The 21,421-nt window shown below is 69.3% G+C and carries 16 protein-coding genes and 3 pseudogenes; 15 read left to right on the plus strand and 4 right to left on the minus strand.

Features of this window, described 5'->3' with window-relative positions; translation table 11 throughout:
* Position 1 precedes the first annotated feature (1 nt).
* From IPL89_14560 to ilvA, 4 genes and pseudogenes are all read left to right on the plus strand, one after another.
* Entirely contained in the window at positions 2-1,294 is a 1,293-nt protein-coding gene (locus IPL89_14560) for a 2-isopropylmalate synthase (protein MBK9064397.1), read from the plus strand.
* A gap of 27 nt (positions 1,295-1,321) precedes the next feature.
* Positions 1,322-2,425, plus strand: coding sequence for a 3-isopropylmalate dehydrogenase (gene leuB / locus IPL89_14565; protein MBK9064398.1), 1,104 nt, complete (start codon positions 1,322-1,324; stop codon positions 2,423-2,425).
* A gap of 7 nt (positions 2,426-2,432) precedes the next feature.
* Positions 2,433-3,413, plus strand: coding sequence for a branched-chain amino acid transaminase (locus tag IPL89_14570; protein ID MBK9064399.1), 981 nt, complete (start codon positions 2,433-2,435; stop codon positions 3,411-3,413).
* A pseudogene (ilvA, locus tag IPL89_14575) lies at positions 3,316-4,973 on the plus strand (threonine ammonia-lyase, biosynthetic). The gene IPL89_14570 and the pseudogene ilvA overlap by 98 nt, the downstream one beginning before the upstream one ends.
* Positions 4,974-5,250: 277 nt before the next feature.
* On the opposite strand, the gene IPL89_14580 reads toward ilvA, so the two are convergent.
* From IPL89_14580 to nrfH, 4 genes are all read right to left on the minus strand, one after another.
* Positions 5,251-6,084: a hypothetical protein gene (locus IPL89_14580; protein ID MBK9064400.1), complete on the minus strand. Its 834-nt coding sequence runs from the start codon at positions 6,082-6,084 to the stop codon at positions 5,251-5,253.
* 112 nt (positions 6,085-6,196) lie between these two features.
* On the minus strand, positions 6,197-6,658 hold the full coding sequence (locus tag IPL89_14585; GenBank protein ID MBK9064401.1) for a CBS domain-containing protein: 462 nt from the start codon (positions 6,656-6,658) through the stop codon (positions 6,197-6,199).
* A 101-nt stretch (positions 6,659-6,759) separates the two neighbouring features.
* Positions 6,760-8,415, minus strand: a complete 1,656-nt coding sequence (locus IPL89_14590; protein ID MBK9064402.1) for an ammonia-forming cytochrome c nitrite reductase subunit c552 — start codon at positions 8,413-8,415, stop codon at positions 6,760-6,762.
* A gap of 30 nt (positions 8,416-8,445) precedes the next feature.
* A complete protein-coding gene (nrfH, locus tag IPL89_14595) occupies positions 8,446-8,904 on the minus strand; it encodes a cytochrome c nitrite reductase small subunit (GenBank protein ID MBK9064403.1) in 459 nt (152 codons plus the stop codon).
* 93 nt (positions 8,905-8,997) lie between these two features.
* Here nrfH and IPL89_14600 point away from each other — a divergent pair, with 93 nt between their 5' ends.
* The 11 genes and pseudogenes from IPL89_14600 to IPL89_14650 all read left to right on the plus strand — a co-directional run.
* Positions 8,998-9,255, plus strand: a complete 258-nt coding sequence (locus tag IPL89_14600) for a chaperone NapD (GenBank protein MBK9064404.1) — start codon at positions 8,998-9,000, stop codon at positions 9,253-9,255.
* Positions 9,252-12,005: pseudogene (gene napA / locus IPL89_14605) on the plus strand (nitrate reductase catalytic subunit NapA). Before IPL89_14600 ends, napA begins: the two are co-directional and overlap by 4 nt.
* A 1-nt stretch (position 12,006) precedes the next feature.
* A complete protein-coding gene (locus tag IPL89_14610; GenBank protein MBK9064405.1) occupies positions 12,007-12,489 on the plus strand; it encodes a nitrate reductase cytochrome c-type subunit in 483 nt (160 codons plus the stop codon).
* Between the two features lie 193 nt (positions 12,490-12,682).
* The gene (locus IPL89_14615) at positions 12,683-14,089 is read left to right on the plus strand and encodes a hypothetical protein (protein MBK9064406.1); all 1,407 of its coding nucleotides are present in this window, start codon (positions 12,683-12,685) and stop codon (positions 14,087-14,089) included.
* Between the two features lie 641 nt (positions 14,090-14,730).
* Positions 14,731-15,633: a VCBS repeat-containing protein gene (locus IPL89_14620; protein MBK9064407.1), complete on the plus strand. Its 903-nt coding sequence runs from the start codon at positions 14,731-14,733 to the stop codon at positions 15,631-15,633.
* On the plus strand, positions 15,524-17,110 hold the full coding sequence (locus tag IPL89_14625) for a VCBS repeat-containing protein (protein MBK9064408.1): 1,587 nt from the start codon (positions 15,524-15,526) through the stop codon (positions 17,108-17,110). The genes IPL89_14620 and IPL89_14625 overlap by 110 nt, the downstream gene beginning before the upstream one ends.
* Before the next feature lie 99 nt (positions 17,111-17,209).
* A complete protein-coding gene (locus IPL89_14630) occupies positions 17,210-17,965 on the plus strand; it encodes a TetR/AcrR family transcriptional regulator (GenBank protein MBK9064409.1) in 756 nt (251 codons plus the stop codon).
* 10 nt (positions 17,966-17,975) lie between these two features.
* A pseudogene (locus IPL89_14635) lies at positions 17,976-18,967 on the plus strand (efflux RND transporter periplasmic adaptor subunit).
* 3 nt (positions 18,968-18,970) lie between these two features.
* A complete protein-coding gene (locus tag IPL89_14640; protein ID MBK9064410.1) occupies positions 18,971-19,915 on the plus strand; it encodes an ABC transporter ATP-binding protein in 945 nt (314 codons plus the stop codon).
* Positions 19,902-20,693, plus strand: a complete 792-nt coding sequence (locus IPL89_14645) for an ABC transporter ATP-binding protein (protein MBK9064411.1) — start codon at positions 19,902-19,904, stop codon at positions 20,691-20,693. The genes IPL89_14640 and IPL89_14645 overlap by 14 nt, the downstream gene beginning before the upstream one ends.
* Positions 20,690-21,421, plus strand: a 732-nt coding sequence (locus tag IPL89_14650; protein ID MBK9064412.1) for an ABC transporter permease, incomplete at its 3' end; no start/stop codon positions are given. The genes IPL89_14645 and IPL89_14650, both read left to right, overlap by 4 nt.

Genomic DNA, 21,421 nt, shown 5'->3' on the forward strand with positions numbered 1-21,421 from the left:
CATGCACGCGGAGGGCGACGTTCGGCCGCGCATCGCGATCTTCGACACGACGCTCCGGGACGGCGAGCAGGCGCCGGGCTTCTCGATGCGCGAGGCGGAAAAGGTGCGCCTCGCCGTGAAGCTCGACGAGCTGGGAGTGGACATCCTCGAAGCCGGATTCCCGATCGCCTCGGAGGACGACTTCTCGGGCGTCCGCGCCGTCGCGAAGGCCGTCCGCCGGCCCGTGGTGGCCGCGCTCGCGCGCGCCGTGGACGCCGACGTGGACCGCGCGCTCCAGGCGCTCGATGGCTGCGCGCGGCCGCGCCTTCACACGTTCATCGCGACGTCGGACCTCCACCTCGAGCACAAGCTCCACATGTCGCGCGGCCAGGCCCTCGAGGCCGCGGCCCGCGCCGTCGCCCGCGCGCGGCGGCACGTCGACGACGTGGAGTTCTCGGCCGAGGACGCGACGCGGAGCGACGTCGACTACCTCGTCGCGGTCGTGACGGCCGTGATCCAGGCCGGCGCGACGACCGTGAACCTTCCGGACACCGTCGGCTACTCGACGCCCGACGAGATCTACAAGTTCTTCACGGCGATTCGGACACGCACGCGCGGCGCGGAGCGCGTCGTCTTCTCCGCGCACTGCCACAACGACCTCGGCCTCGCCGTCGCGAACAGCCTCGCGGCGATCGAGGCGGGCTGCCGCCAGATCGAATGCACGGTGAACGGCGTCGGCGAGCGCGCGGGCAACGCGTCCCTCGAGGAGATCGTCATGACGCTCCGCGTGCGGCCCGACAAGCTGCCGTTCACGACGGGGATCGTCCCGGGCCAGATCTACTCGGCGAGCCAGCTCCTCACGGAGCTCACGGGCGAGGCCGTCCAGGCGAACAAGGCGATCGTCGGCCGCAACGCGTTCGCGCACGAGGCCGGCATCCACCAGGACGGCATCCTCAAGGACCGCCGGACGTACGAGATCATGCGGCCCGAGGACGTCGGCGTCCCGAAAACGACGATGGTCCTCGGCAAGCACTCCGGCCGCCACGCGCTGAAGGCGCGGTGCGAGGCGCTCGGGATCGTCCCGGCCCGCCACGAGCTCGACGACCTCTACAGGCGCATGATCGCGCTGGCGGATCGGCAGAAAGTGGTTCACGACCGGGATCTCGTCTCGCTCTGGTCCGCGATGAAACGCGTGCCCGCGGCGCGAGCCGCGTCCGTCCACCCGCACCCGTCCTCGGCCCGGCCCGCGGCGGCGGCTCTGAGGGCTGAGGACGTTCCGGCCGCCGAAGAGGCCGGCTACGGCTACGGAGTCTGAGTGGGGAAGCGCGCGCGCATCGCGGTTCTGCCGGGCGACGGCATCGGCCCGGAGGTGACGGCGGGAGCCGTCGCCGTTCTGAAGGCGGTGGAAGCGCGCTTCGGGCACACGTTCGTCTTCTCGGAGTGGCTCCTCGGCGCGCGCGCCCTGCGCGAGAAGGGGACGCCGCTTCCGGAGGACACGCTCGTCGCGTGCCGTGACGCGGACGCGGTTCTCATGGGCGCGGTGGGCGACCCCGCGTACGATCTCGCACCGTACGACCAGCGGCCCGAGTACGGCCTCCTCCAGCTTCGAAAGGCCCTGGGCGTCTACGCGAACATCCGCCCCGCGCGCCTCTACAAGGCGCTCGCGGACGCGGGCCCGCTCAAGCCCGAGGTCGCGCGCGGCCTCGACCTCGTCGTGGTGCGCGAGCTGACCGGCGGCCTCTACTTCGGCACGCCGCGCTCGATCGACCTCGCGGCAGGCACGGCCGTGAACACGCTTCCCTACACGCGGCCCGAGATCGAGCGCATCGCCGAGATGGCGTTCCGCCTCGCGGCGACGCGCCGGAACAAGGTCACGTCCGTCGACAAGTCGAACGTCCTCGAGACGTCGCGGCTCTGGCGCGCCGTCACGACGGAAGTCGGCAAGCGCCACCCGGACGTGACGCTCGAGCACCAGCTCGTGGATTCGTGCGCGATGAACCTCGTGCTCTTCCCGTCGGCGTTCGACGTCCTCGTGACGGAGAACCTCTTCGGGGACATCCTGTCGGACGAGTGCGGCGCGCTCGTGGGCTCGCTCGGCCTCCTGCCGTCCGCGAGCCTCGGCGACGGGCCGGGACTCTTCGAGCCCGTGCACGGCTCCGCGCCGCAGATCGCGGGGCGCGACCTCGCGAACCCGATCGGCGCGATCGCGACGGCGGCGATGCTGCTCGGCGACGGGCTGGGCCTGCACGAGGAGGCCGCCGCCGTGCACCGGGCGATCGAGGCCGCGCTCGAAAAGGGCGCGCGCACGGCGGACCTGGCGCAGAAGGGCGTACGCGCGCTCGGGACGCGCGAGATGACGCGGGCGATCGCCGACGAGGTGGCGGCCGCGACGACGACGATGGAAACGGCGCCGGGCCGCGAGGCGGCCTGCGGCGCGCCGCAGTGAGGGTGTGATGGGAATGGAATCGAAATGGATCTGGAAAGACGGCGACTTCGTCCGCTACGAGGACGCGACGCTGCACTTCCTCACGCCCGGCCTCCACTACGGGATCGGCGTCTTCGAAGGGATCCGCTGCTACCAGACGAAGGCCGGCCCCGCCGTCTTCCGCCTGCCCGAGCACATCCGCCGCTTGCGGCTCTCGGCGAAGGCCCTCGGCTTCGACACCCTGCCGTTCTCCGAGGAGGAGCTGATCGAGGCGACGAAGGAGACTGTCTCGAGGAACGGGTTCACCGAATGCTACCTGCGCCCGATGATCTGGCTCGACGCCGGCGGCTGGAACCTGAACCTCGACGGCGGGAAGCCCGCGATCGGCATCGCGGCCTGGGAGTGGAAGAACTACCTCGGCGCCGCGGCGCTCGAGAAGGGCGTGCGCGCGAACGTGTCGTCTTACACGCGCCACCACCCGAACGTCTCGATGACGAAGGCGAAGATCAGCGGCAACTACGTGAACAGCTTCCTCGCGAAGACGGAGTCCGTCCGGCTCGGGTTCGACGAGGCAATCATGCTGGACCCCTCCGGCTACGTCGCCGAGTGCACGGGCGCGAACCTCTTCGTCGTCAAGGACGACAGGATCGTCACCACGCCGTCCGCCCCCATCCTCGAGGGGATCACGCGCGACACGCTCTTGACCCTCGCAAAGGAGCTCGGCTACGAGGTCGTCGAACAGACGATCGCGCGCGACCAGCTCTACATGGCCGACGAGGTCTTCGTGTGCGGCACCGCCGCCGAGGTGGTGGCGCTCCGGGAGATCGACTTCCGGACGATCGGCACGGGGGCCGCCGGCCCCGTCACGCTCGCGCTCCAGAAGGCGTACCACGCGACCGTGCGCGGCGCGCATGCGCGTTCGAAGGAGTGGTGCACGCCCGTGCGCGATCTGCGCGAGGCGCGGCGCTATCCCGCCCCGGTCCGGCTCGTCCGCGGCCGGCGCCGCTGAAGCCGCGGGTCCGTCCGTGAAACGCGCGAAGACGGGAGAGGAGTACCTCGAGCGGATCCTCTCCGCGCGCGTCTACGACGTCGCGATGGAGACGCCGCTCGACGTCGCGCCGCTGCTCTCGCGCCGCACGGGACACACGGTCCTCCTCAAGCGCGAGGACCTCCAGCCGGTCCACTCGTTCAAGCTGCGCGGCGCGTACAACAAGATGGCGCGGCTCACGCCGGCGGCGCTCCGCCGCGGCGTGATCGCGGCCTCGGCCGGCAATCACGCCCAGGGCGTCGCGCTCGCCGCGCAGCGTCTCGGGTGCTCCGCGACGATCGTCATGCCCGTCACGACGCCGCGCATCAAGGTGGACGCGGTGAAGAGCCGCGGCGCGCGCGTCGTCCTGACGGGCGACTCGTACGACGAGGCATACGCGGAGGCGAGGCGGATCGCCCGCGCCGAGAGGCGCACGTTCGTCCACCCGTACGACGACCCGGACGTCATCGCGGGGCAGGGCACGGTCGGCATGGAGATCCTCCGCCAGCATCCGGGCGGCGTCGACGCGATCTTCGTCGCCATCGGCGGCGGCGGGCTCGCGGCGGGCGTCGCGGCGTACGTGAAGCGGATCAGCCCGAAGACGAAGATCATCGGCGTCGAGCCGGTGGACTCGGACGCGATGTGGCAGTCGCTGCGCGCCGGCCGCCGCGTGCGCCTCGACCGCGTCGGCCTCTTCGCGGACGGCGTCGCGGTGAAGCAGGTCGGCAAGGAGACCTTCCGCCTCTGCCGCGACCTTCTCGACGAGGTCGTGCGCGTGGACACCGACGCGATCTGCGCGGCGATCAAGGACGTCTTCGAGGACACGCGCTCGATCCTCGAGCCGGCGGGCGCCCTCGCGGTCGCGGGGCTCAAGGCGTGGGCGGAGAAGCGGAAGACGACAAAGGCAAGACGCTCGTCGCCGTCGCGTGCGGCGCGAACATGAACTTCGACCGGCTGCGCTTCGTCGCCGAGCGCGCGCAGCTCGGCGAGAAGCGCGAGGCGATCCTCGCGGTCACGATCCCCGAGCGTCCGGGCTCCTTCCGCGAGTTCTGCGCGGTCGTCGGGCGGCGCAGCATCACGGAGTTCAACTACCGGTACGCCGACGCGAGGGACGCGCACGTCTTCGTCGGCGTCGAGGTCGAGAACCCGCGCCAGACGGCGGCGCTCATCGCGGCGCTGCGGCGAAAGGGTCTCCCCGTCCTCGACCTCTCCGAGAACGAGATGGCGAAGCTCCACGTGAGGCACCTCGTGGGCGGCCGCGCGCCCGCGGCGCGCGACGAGCGTCTGCTGCGGTTCGAGTTCCCGGAGCGGCCCGGCGCGCTCCTGAACTTCCTCGACCACCTCAGGAGCGACTGGAACATCAGCCTCTTCCACTACCGCAACCACGGCGCGGACTACGGCCGCGTCCTCGCGGGCATCCAGGTGCCGAAGAAGGACGACGCGAAGTTCCGCCGCTTCCTCTCCGAGCTCGGCTACCGCCACACGGACGAGACGAAGAACCCGGCGTACCGGCTGTTCCTCCTCTGGGGGGGGGGGGGGTAGGTCGGTGGCTGAGGCCGGCGGCGCGAGCAGCCCGGGCCGTCGGCGCCGCCGTGACATTGACGACCAGACTGCGTGAGGGGGTGCCGAGGGCCGGGCCGGCAGCAGGCGGCCAGAAAGCAGCGAGGAGGGGAGAGGAGGCGGGGGATCCGTAGATGCCGCCGGGGGGGCCGGGCTTCCCGCAACCTCCGGAGCGCGAAGGCGGCACCGGCAGCCACAGGCTCGTAACCCGACAGAACGCGTCCGGCCTGAACGCAGGGCCGCAGAGGGCGAGGAGTCGTCAGGCGAGGGCGACCGCCCCGAGCCCTGGCTCCTCAGGCGGCTTCTGCACTGTCTCCTTGATCTCCGATCCCCACGTCGAGTGCGGGATCGCGAAGATGAGGAGCGTCGTGACGGCGGCGGCGAGGATCTCGATGCGGGCGGGGCGGCCGGGGCGCTGGACGAGGATCGCCCCCGCCCAGAAGAGGCCGGCGATGAGCGTCTTGTTGTCCGTGAGGTCCCAGCCGAACGGCACGCCCGTCCAGTACGCGTCGAACGCGGCCTTTTGGACGATCGGTCCGAGGATGAAGCCGCCGACGGCGATGAGCCCGAACGTGATCCAGGCGAGGCGGCGGGTGGGCGCGCCCGCGAGCGCCGCGAGGCCCGCGGCCGTGGAGAAGAGCATCCCGAGGAACATGCAGAGAACGTGCGGGACGAGGATTGCCGTGGCGACGTCGCCCTTGAAGCGCGTGACAGCGGGGCGCGGCGGGAAGACCGCCGTCTCGCCGCCCTTCGCGAGGCGAACCTGGTACTCGAGCTTGCCCGCGGGCGGCTGATGGGGGAGCGCGGCGATGAGGTCGGCACCCGCGCGCGCCATCGGGAGGACCGTCCAGTCGTCGTTCGTCGGATAGCGGCGGAACGCCACCGCACCCGTGAGAGCGGCGTCCGGAGCCGCGACGCGGACGGGCTGGTCGCCCGGCCCGCCGTGCGTGCGCGTGAGCTTCAGGTCGATCGAAGTCCCGCCGACGGCGACGCGCCCGCTCACCGGGTACGTCGGTCCGGAGCGGCGCTGCCAGACGGCGGAGGCGAGCGTGATGACGAGCGCGAGGACGAAACGGACGGCAGGCTTCTTCACGCCGTCCGATTTACCGGGACGCCGCCTCCGCGTCAATGAAGCAGCCGGACGGGGACGCCCCGTCCGGCGGGTGTTCGCTTTCTCAGCGTTCGGCCGCCCAGCGGCCGGAACCTCAATGCATCCGCTTGATCTTGGGCTCGGTGCGCGGCGCGCGGGCCTTCAGGACCCTGCGCTCGGGGTGCGTCGGGCGGTCGACGCCGTGGCCGAGCACCTCGAGGAGGTCGGACGTCGTGATGATGCCGACGAGGTGCGGCGTGCGGCCGGGCTGGACGACCGGAAGGCAGCCGATGCTTCGGCCGCGCATGAGGTTCGCGGCCTGGCGGATGGACATTTCCGGGTCGGCGGTGACGACGTTCGTCGACATGACCTCCGCCACGCGGTGGTTGCGGCGGAACCCGTCCTCTTTCGCGGCTCCGAGGTCGTGGGACGACACGATGCCGACGAGAGCGGCCTCGTCGTCACGCACGACGAGATGGTGGACGTTCAGCGCCTTCATGCTGGCATAGGCGGTTTCCGCGGACTCGGCGGCGCTGATCGTCCTCACGTGCGGGGTCATCACGTCCTGTACGCGCATGGACCCTCCTTGGCGGCGCGCTCGGCGCGCCTGCTTCCGTTGGGAAGGTGGGTCCGCGCGGCCGTCCGCGCATGGAGCAGATGAATCAGGGCGGGCGGCGGCTACCGGGATGCCGTCTTCACCGCCTTGCCGTGCAGGACCTCGCCGGCCTTGACCTGGGCCTGGCGGGACATGTCGATCGACTCCCCGAGGATGCGGGCCATCTCCTGCGGAGCGTGGAAGCCCATCGAGTTCTCGGCGGCCACCATGTCGAGGCGCCATTGAGCGGCGCGCTGCAGCTCCCCCAGCTCCTTGATGGCCGGATCCTTGTCCACGACGGCCCGCCACGCGGCCAGCAGGTTGGCTTTCGTCTCGGCGGCCAGCTTCTTGTCCTGGTCTTCCTTGCCGAGCTTCGCGAAGTCCGCGTTCTTTTCGAGCGTCTCCTTCGCCTTCGCGGCGGCCGCGGGGCGGTTCTGGTCGTCGTACGGCTTCCGGACGGCGACGATCGCGTCGATCATGGCGACGGCCGCCTGGCCCGCGCGCGACATGAGGGCGAAGTGGCGGTCCTGAATGGCCTCGACGCGGCTCTTGAGCTCCTCGTCGCTGTATGGGTGGCAGGTGGCGCAGGAGCGGTTCGCCGAGAGGAGGGGGCTCCTCACCCAGTGCTCGGAGATCTTCTGGGCGCCGTCGCGGCGGTAGGACATGTGGCAGTCGGCGCACGCGACGCCGCTGCGGGCGTGGATGCCCTGGCTCCACATCTCGAACTCGGGGTGCTGTGCCTTGAGGACCTCCATGCCGGTCTCCGCGTGCGTCCAGTCCTTGAAGCGCGCGCCCTTGACCTCGATGGAGTTGTACTGCTTCTCCATGTCTTCGACCTTGAGGCCTTCGGCCCACGGGAAGAAGATCGTCGTGCCCTTGCCGCAGAAGTACTCGACGTGGCACTGGCCGCAGACGTACGAGCGCTTCTCCTGGCGGGTCGCGTCCACGTTCGGGTCGTACGGCCGGGCGCGGTCGCCGCTGCGCCAGCGCTCGATGCTCGGGAGGTGCGGGACGGCGGCCTTCGACGCCGCCAGCTTCTGGATGCCCGCGACGAACGCCGGCCGCGTGACGCGCAGCTCCATCGACTTCGGGTCGTGGCAGTCGACGCAGGACACCGGGTGGACCTTGCCCGTGAGCTGCTCGAGCTGCTTGTGGGCGTCCCAGTAGCTCATGTCGCCGACCGCGGCGAGGCCCTTCTGGAGCTGCTCGGCCTCGCTCGCCTGCGGGGCCGCGTCCTTCCCGAGCTTCCGGTAGAGCGGCATGATCGAGGCGTGGCAGTGCATGCAGTTGCCCGACTGCTTCCCCTCGGCCTGCACGTTCCGCTTCGTGTTCTCCTGGTCGAAGAGCATGAAGGCGTGGCCGCGCCGGTCGCGGTAGTCCACCGCGAAGAGGTATCCCGCGAAGATGCGCGTCAGCCACGGGTCGCGCGCCGCCTTCTGGGGCGGCACGACGCCCTCGGCTCCGCCGTAGCCCCCGCCGTACTTCGTGTGGGACGGCTCGGACGTGCGCTTGTACCCGTCGTACTCGCGCGGCCAGTTCGTGCCCCACTTGGCCGGGTCGACGTCGTTCTCCGTCACCTCGGCGAGCCTGACGGTGGAGTTCTTCGCCTCCTGCTTCTTCTCGGCGATGTTGACGAGCAGGGCGGCGGCGCCCAGCGCTCCGAGGGCGAAGGCGCCCGCGACGAGGGCGATGAGGAGCCCGCTCTTTTTCTTCCCGGGCTCGGCGTTCTCTGCGGACATGAGGTGCTCCTTCTCGGGTGGTGTCGCGTGTCAGCGCTGGTGGCCGACCGAGGCGTGGCAGCGGACGCAGGAGACGTCGCCGCCCTGGGTCATCGAGTCGACGAGGTCGGAGTGGCAGCGGCGGCAGTTGGCTTCGACGACCGCCGAGCTCTCGGGCCGGGCCCGGATGACGTCCGGGAATCCGCCCATCGTGAAGGCGAACGAGTGGTGCCAGCCGTTGGAGGCCTTCACGAGGTACTTCGAGATGGGGCCTGCCGGCGTATGGCAGTCGTTGCAGGTCGCCACATCGTGGTGCGGGGCGGCCTGCCAGCCAGCGTAGTGCGCGCTCATCACGTGGCAGTTCGCGCACGTGGCCGGGTCGTTTCCCATGTAGGACGAGCCCTTCGCGTACCAGAAGGCATATCCCCCGACTCCGATGGCGAGTCCGGCAGCAGCGGCGACGAGGGTCAGGGGGACCGGGAGGACGGCAAAGCCCCGGCTCGACTTCACGGGCACGCCGTCAATGTAGGGCCCCGGGTGAACTTCGGCACATGACGACCGTCATATCCGACCCCTCCTTCCGGGACTAAGATTCCTCGCGCGGTGAACGTGTCGAGCATCGTCGTGCGTGTCGCCCCTTCCGGCGTGGCAGGGTGCGTGCAGCGGCTCGCGGCGATGCCCGGCGTCGAGGTCCAGTTCACGGACACCGACGCGGGCCGCATCGTCCTGACGCAGGAATCGGAGACGACGGACGAACAGGAAGCCGGCCTGAGGCGCATCCAGGCGCTGCCGGGTCTCCTGTCGGCCGAGCTCGTCTGCCATTACTTCGGGGATCTCGAGGAAGACGCGGAGGGAACATGAACGAGACCCAGACTCGCCGGGAGCTTCTCAAGCGCAGCGCCGCGCTCGCCGCGGCCGCCGCCGCCGGAATTCCGGTCGCCGAAGACGCCCTCGCGGCCGCCGGAACTGCGGCCGCGGGCGACGGCGTGGCCTGGGACAAGAGCGTCTGCCGCTTCTGCGGAACCGGCTGCGGAATCCTCGTGGGGACGAAGGCGGAGCGCGTCGTGGCCGTGAAGGGCGACCCGGACGCGCCCGTGAACCGCGGCCTCCTCTGCGTGAAGGGCTACGCGAACGCGAAGATCCTCTACGGCGAGGACCGCCTCGTGAAGCCGCTCCTCCGGATGAAGGACGGCAAGTTCGACAAGAACGGCGACTTCTTCCCGGTGAGCTGGGAGCGCGCGTTCCAGGAGATGGAGGCGCAGTTCAAGAGGGTCCACACGGAGCTCGGCCCGAGCGGCGTCGGCGTGATGGGCTCGGGTCAGTACACGATCATGGAGGGCTACGCGGCCGTGAAGCTCGTGAAGGCCGGCTGGCGCAGCAACAACCTGGACCCGAACGCGCGGCACTGCATGGCGTCGGCGGTCACCGGTTTCATGCAGACGTTCGGCATCGACGAGCCCTCGGGCTGCTACGACGACATCGAGAAGACCGACGCCGTCGTGACCTGGGGCTCGAACATGGCCGAGATGCACCCGATCCTCTGGTCGCGCATCATCGACACGCGCCTCGCGCGCCCCGAGTACCGGATCCTCAACCTCACGACGTACACGACGCCGACGTCGGCCGGCGCGGACACCGACATCCTCTTCAAGCCGAACACGGACCTCGCGATCTGGAACTACATCGCGCGCGAGATCGTCACCCGCGGCGCCGTCGACCGGGACTTCGTCGAGAAATACTGCGTCTTCGCGGCGGGGACGGTGGACATCGGGTTCGGGATGCGCCCGGGCGAGGACCACGCGACCGCCGCCGAGAAGGACACGCGAGACCGCGAGCGCACCGTCGTCCTCACGAAGGAGGAAGCGATCGGCCGCGGCCTCGATCCCTCCGTCACGCACACGCGGCCCCAGAAGGACGCCGCGAAGGCGGGCCTGCACTGGCTCATCACGTTCGAGGACTTCAAGAAGGCCGTCGAGCCCTACACGCTCGACTTCGTCGCCGCGCTCACGAAGGGAAACTCGGAAGAGCCGCTGGAGGAGCACGCGCGAAAGCTCAAGCAGCTCGCCGACGTCTACGCCGACCCGAAGAGGAAGGTCGTGTCGTTCTGGACGATGGGCTTCAACCAGCACACGCGCGGAACGTGGGTCAACGAACAGGCGTACATGGCCCATCTCCTCACGGGCAAGCAGGCCAAGCCGGGCAGCGGCGCCTTCTCGCTCACGGGCCAGCCGTCCGCGTGCGGCACGGCGCGCGAGGTCGGCACGTTCTCGCACCGCCTGCCCGCCGACATGACGGTCGACAACCCGGAACACAGGGCCGCCGCCGAGGCGCGCTGGAAGCTCCCGCAGAAGACGATCAACCCGAAGGTCGGCAGCCACATCACGGAAATGATGCGGGACCTCGAGGACGGGAAGCTCAAGTGGCTCTGGATCCAGGTCACGAACCCGTTCCAGTCCACCGCGAACAACAACCACTGGCTCGCGGCCGCCCGCCAGCCGGGCACGTTCATCGTCGTCTCCGACGCCTACCCGGGCATCAGCGCGAAGGTGTCCGACCTGATCCTGCCGAGCGCGATGATCTTCGAGAAGTGGGGCGGCTACGGCAACTCCGAGCGCCGCACTCAGCTCTGGCGGCAGCAGGTCCCCGCGCCGGGCGACGCGAAGACCGACGTCTGGCAGATCCTCGAGTTCTCCAAGCGCTTCAAGCTCCGCGAGGTCTGGGGCGAGCAGCCCCTCCCGGGCCTCAAGGCCGAGGGCTTCACCGACGGAAAGCTCCCCTCGATTCTCGACGACGCCGTGAAGATGGGCTACACGCCCGACAGCACGCTCTACGACGTTCTCTTCGCGACGGCTGCCAGCAAGAAGTTCCTCTGGCCGGACCCGGTCGCGAAGGGCCACGCGAACGCGACGGCCGCCCAGCTCGGCGCGGCGTGGTTCCCCGAGAAGGCTCTCTTCGAGGAGTACGCGGGCTTCGGGCGCGGCCACGGGCACGACCTCGCGCCCTTCGACCGGTACCTCGCGGACGACGTGCGCGGCCTCCGGTGGCCCGTCGTCGACGGCAAGGAGACGCCGTGGCGCTTCAACGAGACGTACGACCCGTACGCGAAGAAGGGCAGCGGGTTCGATTTCTACGGCAAGGCGATGAAGGCGCTCCCGAAGGGCGACCTCGAGAAACCGGCTGGCCCCGAAAAGGTGTCCCTCGCGGGCAAGGCCAAGATCTTCTTCCGTCCGTACGCGGCGCCTGCCGAGGTGCCGGACTCCGTCTACGACCTGTGGCTCTGCACGGGGCGCGTCCTCGAGCACTGGCACTCGGGCACGATGACGCGGCGCGTCCCGGAGCTCCACGCCGCCATGCCTTCCGCGCTCCTCTACATCCACGAGAAGGACGCCGCCTCGCGCGGCCTGAAGCGCAACGACGTCGCGTGGATCGAGTCCCGCCGCGGGAAGATCCAGGTGGCCGTCGAGACCGCGGGCCGCTACAAGATGCCGCGCGGCCTCGTCTACGTGCCGTGGTTCGACGAGTCGATCCTCATCAACAAGGTCACCCTCGACGCGACGTGCCCGATCTCGAAGGAGATCGACTTCAAGAAGTGCGCCGTCAAGGTCACGAAGGGTGGCGACCGCATTCCTCGCCGCCGTCCTCGCCGGCGCCCTTGCCCGCTTGCTCGCCCTCCTCGCTGCTCCCGCCTCGCACCACAAGAGGCCCCTCGCCGGCGTCGCCGACGTGTCGCTCGGCCTCCAGAAGTCGCCCGTCACGGGCGTTCCCGTTCCGAAGTCGTTCGAGTACGTCACGAAGGACCCAGGAGACGGCAAGGTCCTGCCGCGCCCGTTCGCTTCCGCGCCTCCGCTCATCCCGCACACGGTCGACGGCCTTCTCCCGATCACGCGCGCCGACAACGGCTGCCTGACGTGCCACGCGCTGGACAAGCCGGAGCCGGGCGGCCCGGTCCCGATTCCGGCGAGCCACTACGTCGACCTGAGGAACGCTCCAACGGTCAAGCGCGCCGAGATCGCGGGGAGCCGGTTCGTCTGCACGGCGTGTCACGTGCCCCAGGCGAACGTGAAGCCGCTCGTCGCGAACACGTTTACGCCCTGACGGGAATGCCGGGCGCGAGAGGGCCCGGCCTCAGGTCCATGGCCGCCCCTCCTCGAGCGCGCTCGCGGCTCGGCGCGGCCGCTTCCTCAATGATGCATTTGAATCAGGTGATCGAACTGCCTGTTCCAAGATAGTCACTTCATAACCCCAGCCCGGAGGCCTCCTTGCAATGTCATCCGTTGAGGTGAACTCGATGAACGATTCCGCGACAGGCCGGGCCACCCGGACCGGCGGCTGGTCCGGCCTTCTCTCCCGGATCGCTGCGGGACTCCTCGTCTACCTCGTCGTGAGCGGCCTGCCGCTCCGGCTCATCCGCTTCTCACCCGTCCTCGAGTGGACCGTCCTCCTCCACACGCTGGCGGGCTTCCTGTCGCTCGTCCCGGTCGGGCTCTACCTCTGGCGCCACTACCTCGAGTACCGCGCCGACGCGCTGACGCCCTCGAAGGTCCTCGGCTATTGCGGCCTCGGAGCGATCGTGCTCGCGGAGGGGACCGGGCTCTGGGTGACGGCTCTCGCTCTCTTCTCGGACCGGGTGCCGCCTCTCGTTCGAACTCTCCATCTCATCCCGTCGGTCGCGCTCGCGGTCCTCCTCCTCGCGCATCTCTGGCCGCTTCGAAAGAGGAATGCGGCCGAGGGGACGGCCCCGGAGGCCTTCTCTGCCGCGCGCCGCGGCTACGTCGTGGCGCTCCTCGGCGCTCCGGCGGTCGCGCTGCTCCTCGCGTTCCCGGCGAGCCTGCTCTACGACGGCCCGAAGACGGCCGGGCGTTTCCCGAAGGACTACCGGATGCCCTACGGGCAGGACCGGCCGTTCGCGCCGAGCCTCGCGCGGACCGAGTCGAATCGCGCTCTCGCACCCGAGGCGCTCGCGGGCTCGGCGTCCTGCGGCGCGGCCGGCTGTCACCCGGCGATCTATGCGGAGTGGTCCGTCTCGGCGCACCGCTGGGCCGCCCTCGACCCGGCGTTCCAGAGAGTTCAGGAGGAGATGGGCAAGCAGAACGGGCCGGAGTCCACGCGCTACTGCGGCGGGTGCCACGATCCGATCTCCCTGTTCTCGGGCGCCAAGGTCGTTTTCAAGGAGAAGCTCACGGAAGATCTCGGCTTCCAGGAGGGAATCTCGTGCCTGTCCTGCCACGCCGTCGAAGACCGACGTGCAGGGCAACGCGAACTACGTCGTGAAGCCTCCGAGGCGCTACCTCTTCGAGACTTCGAAGAGCGCGCCTCTGAAGCTCGCGTCGTACTTCCTGATCCGGAGCTACCCGGACCACCACGTCGACACCCTCTCGAAGCGCCTCTACAAGACGCCGGAGTACTGCGCCGCCTGCCACAAGCAGTTCGTCGACCAGGAGGTCAACAACTTCGGCTGGGTCCAGCTCCAGAACCAGTTCGACAACTGGCGCAAGAGCAAGTGGAACCACCCGAAGGACGCGAGAAAGACCGTCGAGTGCCGCGAGTGCCACATGCCGCTCCTCGACGGCCCCGAGCCTGGCTCGGGCGACACGGCCGACTACAACCGGACGGCGACCGACGGCAAGCACCGGAGCCACCGGTTCCTCGGGGCGAACCAGTACATGCCCACGCTCCTGAAGCTCGAGGGGGGTGAGGAGCAGGTCGACCTCGTCAAGAAGTGGCTCAAGGGCGAGATCGAGATCCCGGAGATCGAAGGCAAGTGGGCCAAGGGTGCGGTCGTTTCGCTCGACCTCGACGTCCCGCAGAAGGCGCGCCGGGGCGAACCCTTGAGGCTGCGCGTCGTGATCACGTCGAACAAGGTCGGGCACGACTATCCGACCGGGCCGCTCGACCTGATCCAGTCGTGGGTCGAGGTCGAGGTGAAGGACGAGACGGGAACGGTCGTCTTCGCGTCGGGCAAGCCGGACGAGAAGAAGATGATCCCGCCCGGCACGTTCCTCTTCAAGGCCGAGCCCGTGGACCGGTACGGGAACCTGATCGACCGGCACAACCTCTGGGAGATGGTCGGCGTGAGGTACCGGCGCAGCCTCTTCCCGGGCTATTCCGACGCCGCCGAATACGCATTCGGCTGCCCGGGCACGCCGGCGGTCTCGAAACCCTCGCGCGACGTGACGGTTCCCGCGCCGCCGCGCGGAAAGCTCGACATCCTCGCGACGCTCCACTATCGGAAGCTCGACCAGTACCTCGTCGACTTCCTGTTCCCGGGGAAGGGCCTCTCTGCGCCGATCACGGACCTCGCGCAGGCGCGGGCGACGGTCGAGATCGTCGACTGACGTGGCCTCGCGACCTGCCCTGAAGCGCTGGACCCACCGCCGCGTCCTGATGGCTGCGGGGATCGCGGCCCTCGGGGCCTCGGCAATCCTCTGGTTCACGCGGAAGGGCGACGACGCGCCCTACACGCCCGGGGCGGCCGTCGAAGGCGTCACGGACGTCCTCAAGAAAGATGCCTCGGGCGCGGGCTGGGGCGTCGTGTTCCGGGACGTGGCGAAGGGCCTCGGGCTCGATTTCTCGCACTTCTCGGGCGGGTCGCGTTCGACGCAACTGCCCGAGGACATGGGCTCGGGCTGCGCCTTCGGCGACTACGACCGCGACGGCGACTGGGACCTCTTCGTCGTCGACACGATCGGGCCTCTCACGATGACGTCCGGGGAGGTGCGGGCCGCGAAAGGAGGCTGTCGCCTTTTCCGGAACGACGGCGGCACGTTCACGGACGTGACCGTCGAAGCGGGCCTCGGCGACCTCAATGGGACGTTCATGGGCGCCGCATGGGGCGACTTCGACAACGACGGCTACCCGGATCTCGTCGTGACGTCCTACGGCGGGATCCGCCTCTTCCACAACAGGGGCGACGGGACGTTCGAGGACGTCACGAAGTCCTCGGGCGTCGGCGCTTTCAAGGGCTTCTTCACGGGCGCGGTCTGGGGCGACGCGGACGGCGACGGCCTCCTCGATCTCTACATCTGCGGCTACGTCGACTACCGCTTCGACCCGAAGGACGCCGGGAAGGTCTCGAAGGACGGGAACGCGACGAGCCCGTGGGAAGCCCGACCTCTACGTCGCGAACGACGTGTCCGAGGGAGCGCTCTTCGTGAACGAGGGGGGCGGCCTCTTCTCGGATCGCGGGCACGAGGCGCACGTGGCCGACTACCGCGGCGCGATGGGGATCGCCGTCGGTGACGCGAACGGCGACGGGGCGCTCGACCTTTTCGTCACGCACTGGATCGCCGAGGCGAACGCCCTCTACCTCAACAAGCTCGGCGGCGGGAAGAGCCGGACGCTCGACTTCGAGGACGCCGCCGAGCGCACCGGCCTCGGACCGGTCTCCACGGACGACATCGCGTGGGGGACGGCGTTTCTCGACGTGGACGGCGACGGGCTGCCCGACCTCGTCGCCTCGAACGGCTCGACGTTCGAGGAGACGTCCGATACGCGCAAGCTCGTCCCGATGCCGATGCGACTCTTCCGGAACCTCGGCGAGAAGGGCTTCGTGGACATGGCGCCGCTCTCGGGCGCGGACCTGACGGCGCCCCGCGTCGGGCGCGGCCTCGCGATCGCCGACGTGGACGGGGACCTCAGGGAGGAGATCGCCGTCGTGGTGAACGGCGGAAAGCTCGTCCTCCTCAAGGCCGAGGGAGGCCCGCCGAACCACCGGATCGCGATCCGGTGCGAGGGCCGGAAGTCGAACCGCTCGGCCTTCGGGACGAAGCTCGTCCTCGAGGCGAACGGCAGGAAGCAGATCCGCGAGATCGGCGCGGGCTCCTCGTACCTGTCGCAGAACGCGCCGGAGGCGATCTTCGGACTCGGCGCCGCGGCGAAGGCCGACGTCCTGACCGTCCGCTGGCCCTCGGGGGGGGCGGCGACGTTCCGCGACCTCGCGGGCGACCGGACGTATCTTCTCGTCGAAGGCGAATCGGCGCCGCGTGCGCTGCCGGATCTCCGCGCGAAGACGCTCGCGTTCTGGGACGCGTACAACGCGGCGCGGGCCGCGTTCGCGAAGGGCGACGCGGCCGCGTCGATCGCGGCGTACCGAAAGGCGCTCGAGATCGACCCGCGGCACGAGGACTGCCGGTACGCGCTCGGGAACCTGCTTCTCGATCAAGGCGACCGCGTGGCGGCGAAGGCCGAGTTCGAGGCGCTCCTGAAGATCCAGCCGCACAGCCAGCGCGGGCACGGGGCGCTCGGCGACCTCCTCGCCGATCCCGCCTCCGGCCCGCTCCGCAACCTCGCGGAGGCGCGGAAGAACTACGAGAGCGCGGGCGGCATCTACACGGAGGAGACGGGGTGGGTCGTGCGCTCGGGCGAGGTCGCTCTTGCGATGGGAGACGCCGCTCTCGCCGAGCGGACGTTTCGCAAAGTCCTCGTCTCGAACCCCCACTCCTTTCAGGCGCTCTATTTCCTCGGATACCTCGCCTCGCGGCAGAAGAAGAATGAGGTGGAAGGGACGCGCCTCTTCGACGCCGCGTTCGCCGCGCTCGGGCCGCAGGCGTCCCCGGCGCCAGGCGAGGGCGACGTGAAGAAAGCCGGGAAGGCCCTCCCGAAGCGCGGCGCGTTCGCGGGGCACTGGGCGTATCTCGATCAGGGAAAGGTGCGGCGGGAAGACGCTTTCCGGGACCTCGACGGGCGGATCGGGCGCGGACTGGCGAAGCGGCCCTGAGGGGCAGGGGGGCCCGCCCGGGAACGCTCCTTGACAGGTCATCCCCTGACGACTTATAACTAACTGGTTAGTTAAACCGATTGGTTAGGAGGGCTGCGGATGACCCGGAAAGAGACGACGGATCGAACCTCGACGCCGGCTTCCTTCTGCAGCGCCGAGGCGAGCGAACCCTGCCGCAAGGTCCTTCACGCGGCAGCAGCTGTCTTCGCTGAGGAAGGCTTCGCCGGAGCCCGGGTCGACACCATCGCCGAGAGAGCCGGGGTCAACAAGGCGATGGTCTACTACCACGTCGGGGACAAGGCCCGCCTCTACGAGGCCGTCTTCTCGGAGACCCTCGACCGAACCAGGGAAGCCCTGGACGTCGAGCTCGCGACGACGGCCTCCCCCGAGGAGAGACTGCGCGCCTTCGTCTCGACCCTGGCTCGGGTGGCCCGGGAGCACCCGCACCTCCCCACCCTCATCCTGCGGGAGTTTGCCGGTGGTGGCAGCAACCTGCCCGACTCGGTCCTTCGGCGCATCGGCAGCATTCTTCGCATCGTCCGGCAGGTGCTGGAGGAAGGGCACGCCGAGGGCAGCTTCCGTGTCGCGAACCCGACCATCACCCACCTCGCCGTCGCCGGCAGCGTGTTGTTCCTGTCGACGAGCCGGCCGATCATGAAAAGGCTCGGGGAGCTGGATGCCGTGCGGACGTCGGCCGACCTCGGCAGCGACGTCGCCGGCCCGCTCGCCGACCTTCTGCTGCGCGGCCTTCTCGCCGTTCCTACGGGTTCGACGGCCGAAAAAGAGAGCCGCACTGCAGCCCGTCCCCGAGCTGCGGGCCGGCGGCGCACGGCCCCGACTTCCCGCCAGTCCTGAGGAGGACCCAATGAAGAAACGTCTGATCGTGATTCCGATCGTCGTCGCGGTGGCCGCGGCCGCTCTCTACTTCGGGCTGAGGTCACGTCCCGCCGCGCCCTCGAACGTCTTGAAGATCTCGGGGAACATCGAGGTCACGAGCGTCGAGCTGAGCTTCAACATCGCCGGAGAGACGACGACACGGCTCGTCTCGGAAGGGATGCAAATCAAGGCAGGACAGGTCGTGGCGACCCTCGACACCGCGGAGCTCGAGCACGAGCTGGAGCTCCGACGAGCCGAGCTGGGGGCGGCCCAGGCTCGCCTCTCGGAGCTGACGGCTGGCTACCGCGTCGAGGAGATCGGCCAGGCCCGGGCGGCCCTCGAGCGCGCCCGGGCCGAGGCGACCAGGGCCGAGGCCGAGGCGAGGCGGCAGAAAGAGCTCCGGGACCAGGATGTCATCTCGACCCGTGAGTACGAGGTGGCCGAGGCGGCCTATCGCTCGACCCAGGCGCAGGTCCAGGAGGTCTCCCAGAAGCTCGTGCTCCTGACGAACGGCCCACGCAAGGAGCAGATCGCGGAGGCGCGCGAGCGGGCCCGCCAGGTCGAGGCCGCGTACGGCGTGGCCCGGAACCGGCTCGGCTACGCCACGCTCGCCTCGCCCCTGACAGGGGTCGTTCTGACGGATCACATAGAGCCGGGGGAGCACGTGGCGGCCGGGACCCCCGTCGTGACCGTGGCCGATCTGAGCAACGTCTGGCTGCGCGGATTCATCGACGAGGCCGACCTCGGACGCGTCAAGCTCGGCCAGCACGTCCGCATCGAGACGGACGGGAGGCCGGCACGGTCTATGCCGGGCGTGTCTCGTTCATCGCCCAGGAGGCGGAGTTCACACCGAAGAGCGTCCAGACGGCCAGGGAACGCGTGAAGCTCGTCTACCGGCTCAAGGTCGACATCGAGAACCCACGCCACGAGCTGAAGCCCGGCATGCCGGCTGACGCTGAAATCGAGCTCTCCGAGATTTAGCCGATGGACGCCATCGACGTCAACGGGCTCACGAAGAGCTTCGGCCCGATCGAGGCCGTCAAGGGCCTGACCCTGCGGATCCGGGCCGGAGAGATCTACGGTCTCGTGGGGCCCGATGGCGCCGGAAAGACGACCACGATGCGCCTCCTGACCGGGAGCATGGACCCCACGAGCGGAGACGCCTTCGTCGGCGGGCATCACACGGTGAGGGATGCCGGGAAGATCAAGGAGGAGATCGGCTACATGGCCCAGCGATTCGGGCTCTACCCGGATCTGACCGTGGCCGAGAACATCCACTTCTACGCCGACATCTACGGCGTCCCCCGGCGGGGCCGGGAGGAGCGGATCGAAGAGCTCCTCTCTTTCTCGAACATGAAGCCGTTCAAGAAACGTCTCGCCGGGAACCTCTCGGGCGGCATGAAGCAGAAGCTCGGCCTCGTCTGCGCGCTGATCCACACGCCGAAGGTCCTGTTCCTCGACGAGCCGACGAACGGGGTTGACCCCGTCTCGCGCCGGGACTTCTGGAGAATTCTCAATCAGCTTCAGAAGGACGGCGTCACGATCCTCGTTTCCACCGCATATCTCGACGAGGCCGAGCGCTGCACGCGCGTGGGCCTTCTCCACCAGGGCCATCTCATCGCCGAGGGAACTCCGGACGAGCTGAAGGGGCTTCTTCAGGGCGTCATTCTCGAGGTGACCGCCGAGCAGCCGAGAGCGGCGGCGGCCTCGCTGCGAAAGGCTGGAGTGTCGCCGTCGGTGGGCCTGTTCGGCGACCGCATTCACGTGGTGGCGCAAGACCCTCGCCAGGCGACAGGCGCCATCGAGGCGGCGCTCGCGGGCGACAGTCTCGTCCTCAATCAGATCCGCCAGAAGCCGCCCTCCCTCGAGGACGTCTTCATCTCCGTTCTCGGTCAGAGGGCAGCGGGAGCCGCCGATGTCACCGCGTGACGACCTCCCGGCGGTGAGCTTGAGAAACCTGACGAAGCGTTTCGGCGACTTCGTGGCCGTGAGCGGCATCAGCCTGGACGTCGCTCGGGGGGAGATCTTCGGCTTCCTGGGCCCCAACGGCGCCGGGAAGTCGACCACGATCCGGATGCTCTGCGGCCTCCTCAGTCCCTCGGAAGGGACCGGGACCGTAGCGGGCTTCGACGTCCTGACCCAGACCGAGGGGATCAAGGCCAACATCGGCTACATGAGTCAGAAGTTTTCGCTCTACGAGGACCTCACCGTGGAGGAGAACATCGACTTCTACGCCGGTATCTACGGGATCCCTCGCGTGAAGCGGGCCGAGCGCAAGGCCTGGGTGATCCGGATGGCCGGCCTCGGGGAGCAACGAGGGATGCGTTGCGGCACCCTGTCTGGCGGCGTCAAGCAGCGCCTCGCGCTCGGATGCGCGGTCCTTCACGAGCCTCCCATCCTCTTCCTGGACGAGCCGACGTCGGGCGTGGATCCGATCAGCCGCCGCGCCTTCTGGGACCTGATCTACGACATGTCGTCCCGCGGGGTGACGGTCTTCGTGACGACCCATTACATGGAGGAGGCGGAATACTGCGATCGGCTGGGTCTCGTGTACGCCGGCCGGCTGATCGCGCTGGGCACGCCGTCGGAGCTGAAGGCGAAGGTCTCGACGGCGGCGCCAGCCGAGCGAGTCACACTCGAAGACGTCTTCGTGACGCTCATCGAGGAGGAGAGCACGAAAGGCGCCACGCAGGAGGTGGCGCGATGAATCCGAGGCGCCTCCTCGCCGTTTCCCGCAAGGAGCTGATCCACGTCCTTCGGGACCCGCGCAGCCTCGGGATGGGTATCGCGATTCCGCTCCTTCTCCTCGTACTTTTCGGGTACGCGCTTTCGCTCGACGTCGACAACGTGCCCCTCCTCGTCTGGGACCAGAGCCGGACGCCTCAGAGCCGTGAGATCGTCAGCCGCTTCACGGGCTCGCGCTACTTCTCCGTCAAGGGGCAGCCCGACGGCTACGGCGCTATCGAGAGGGCGATCGACCGGGGCGACGCCCTGATGGGTCTCGTGATCCCCAGCGACCTCGGCAGACCCGAAGCGGACCGTGCCACGCCCCTCCAGCTCCTCGTGGACGGTAGCGACGCCAGCACCGCCGCCATCGCCATCGGTTACGCCGAGGGGGTGGTCCGAGGGTATGGGCTCGCCACGTCCGCCGAAGCCCTCGGGAGGGCTGGCGTACGGGTCCCCGAGTACCCGCTCGACGTCAGGTCGCGTGTGCTCTTCAACGAGGACCTCGAGTCGCGCAACTACATCATCCCGGGCCTGATCGCCGTGATCATGATGGTCATCGCCGCGCTCCTCACCTCGCTCACGGTGGCCAAGGAGTGGGAGAGCGGGACGATGGAGCAGCTCGTCTCCACGCCGCTCAAGGGGCCGGAGCTGATTCTCGGTAAGCTCCTCCCGTACGTGGGGATCGGGATGCTCGACGTCCTGCTGTCG

This window comes from Acidobacteriota bacterium, from assembly GCA_016716715.1.
GTDB lineage: Bacteria > Acidobacteriota > Thermoanaerobaculia > UBA5066 > UBA5066 > Fen-183.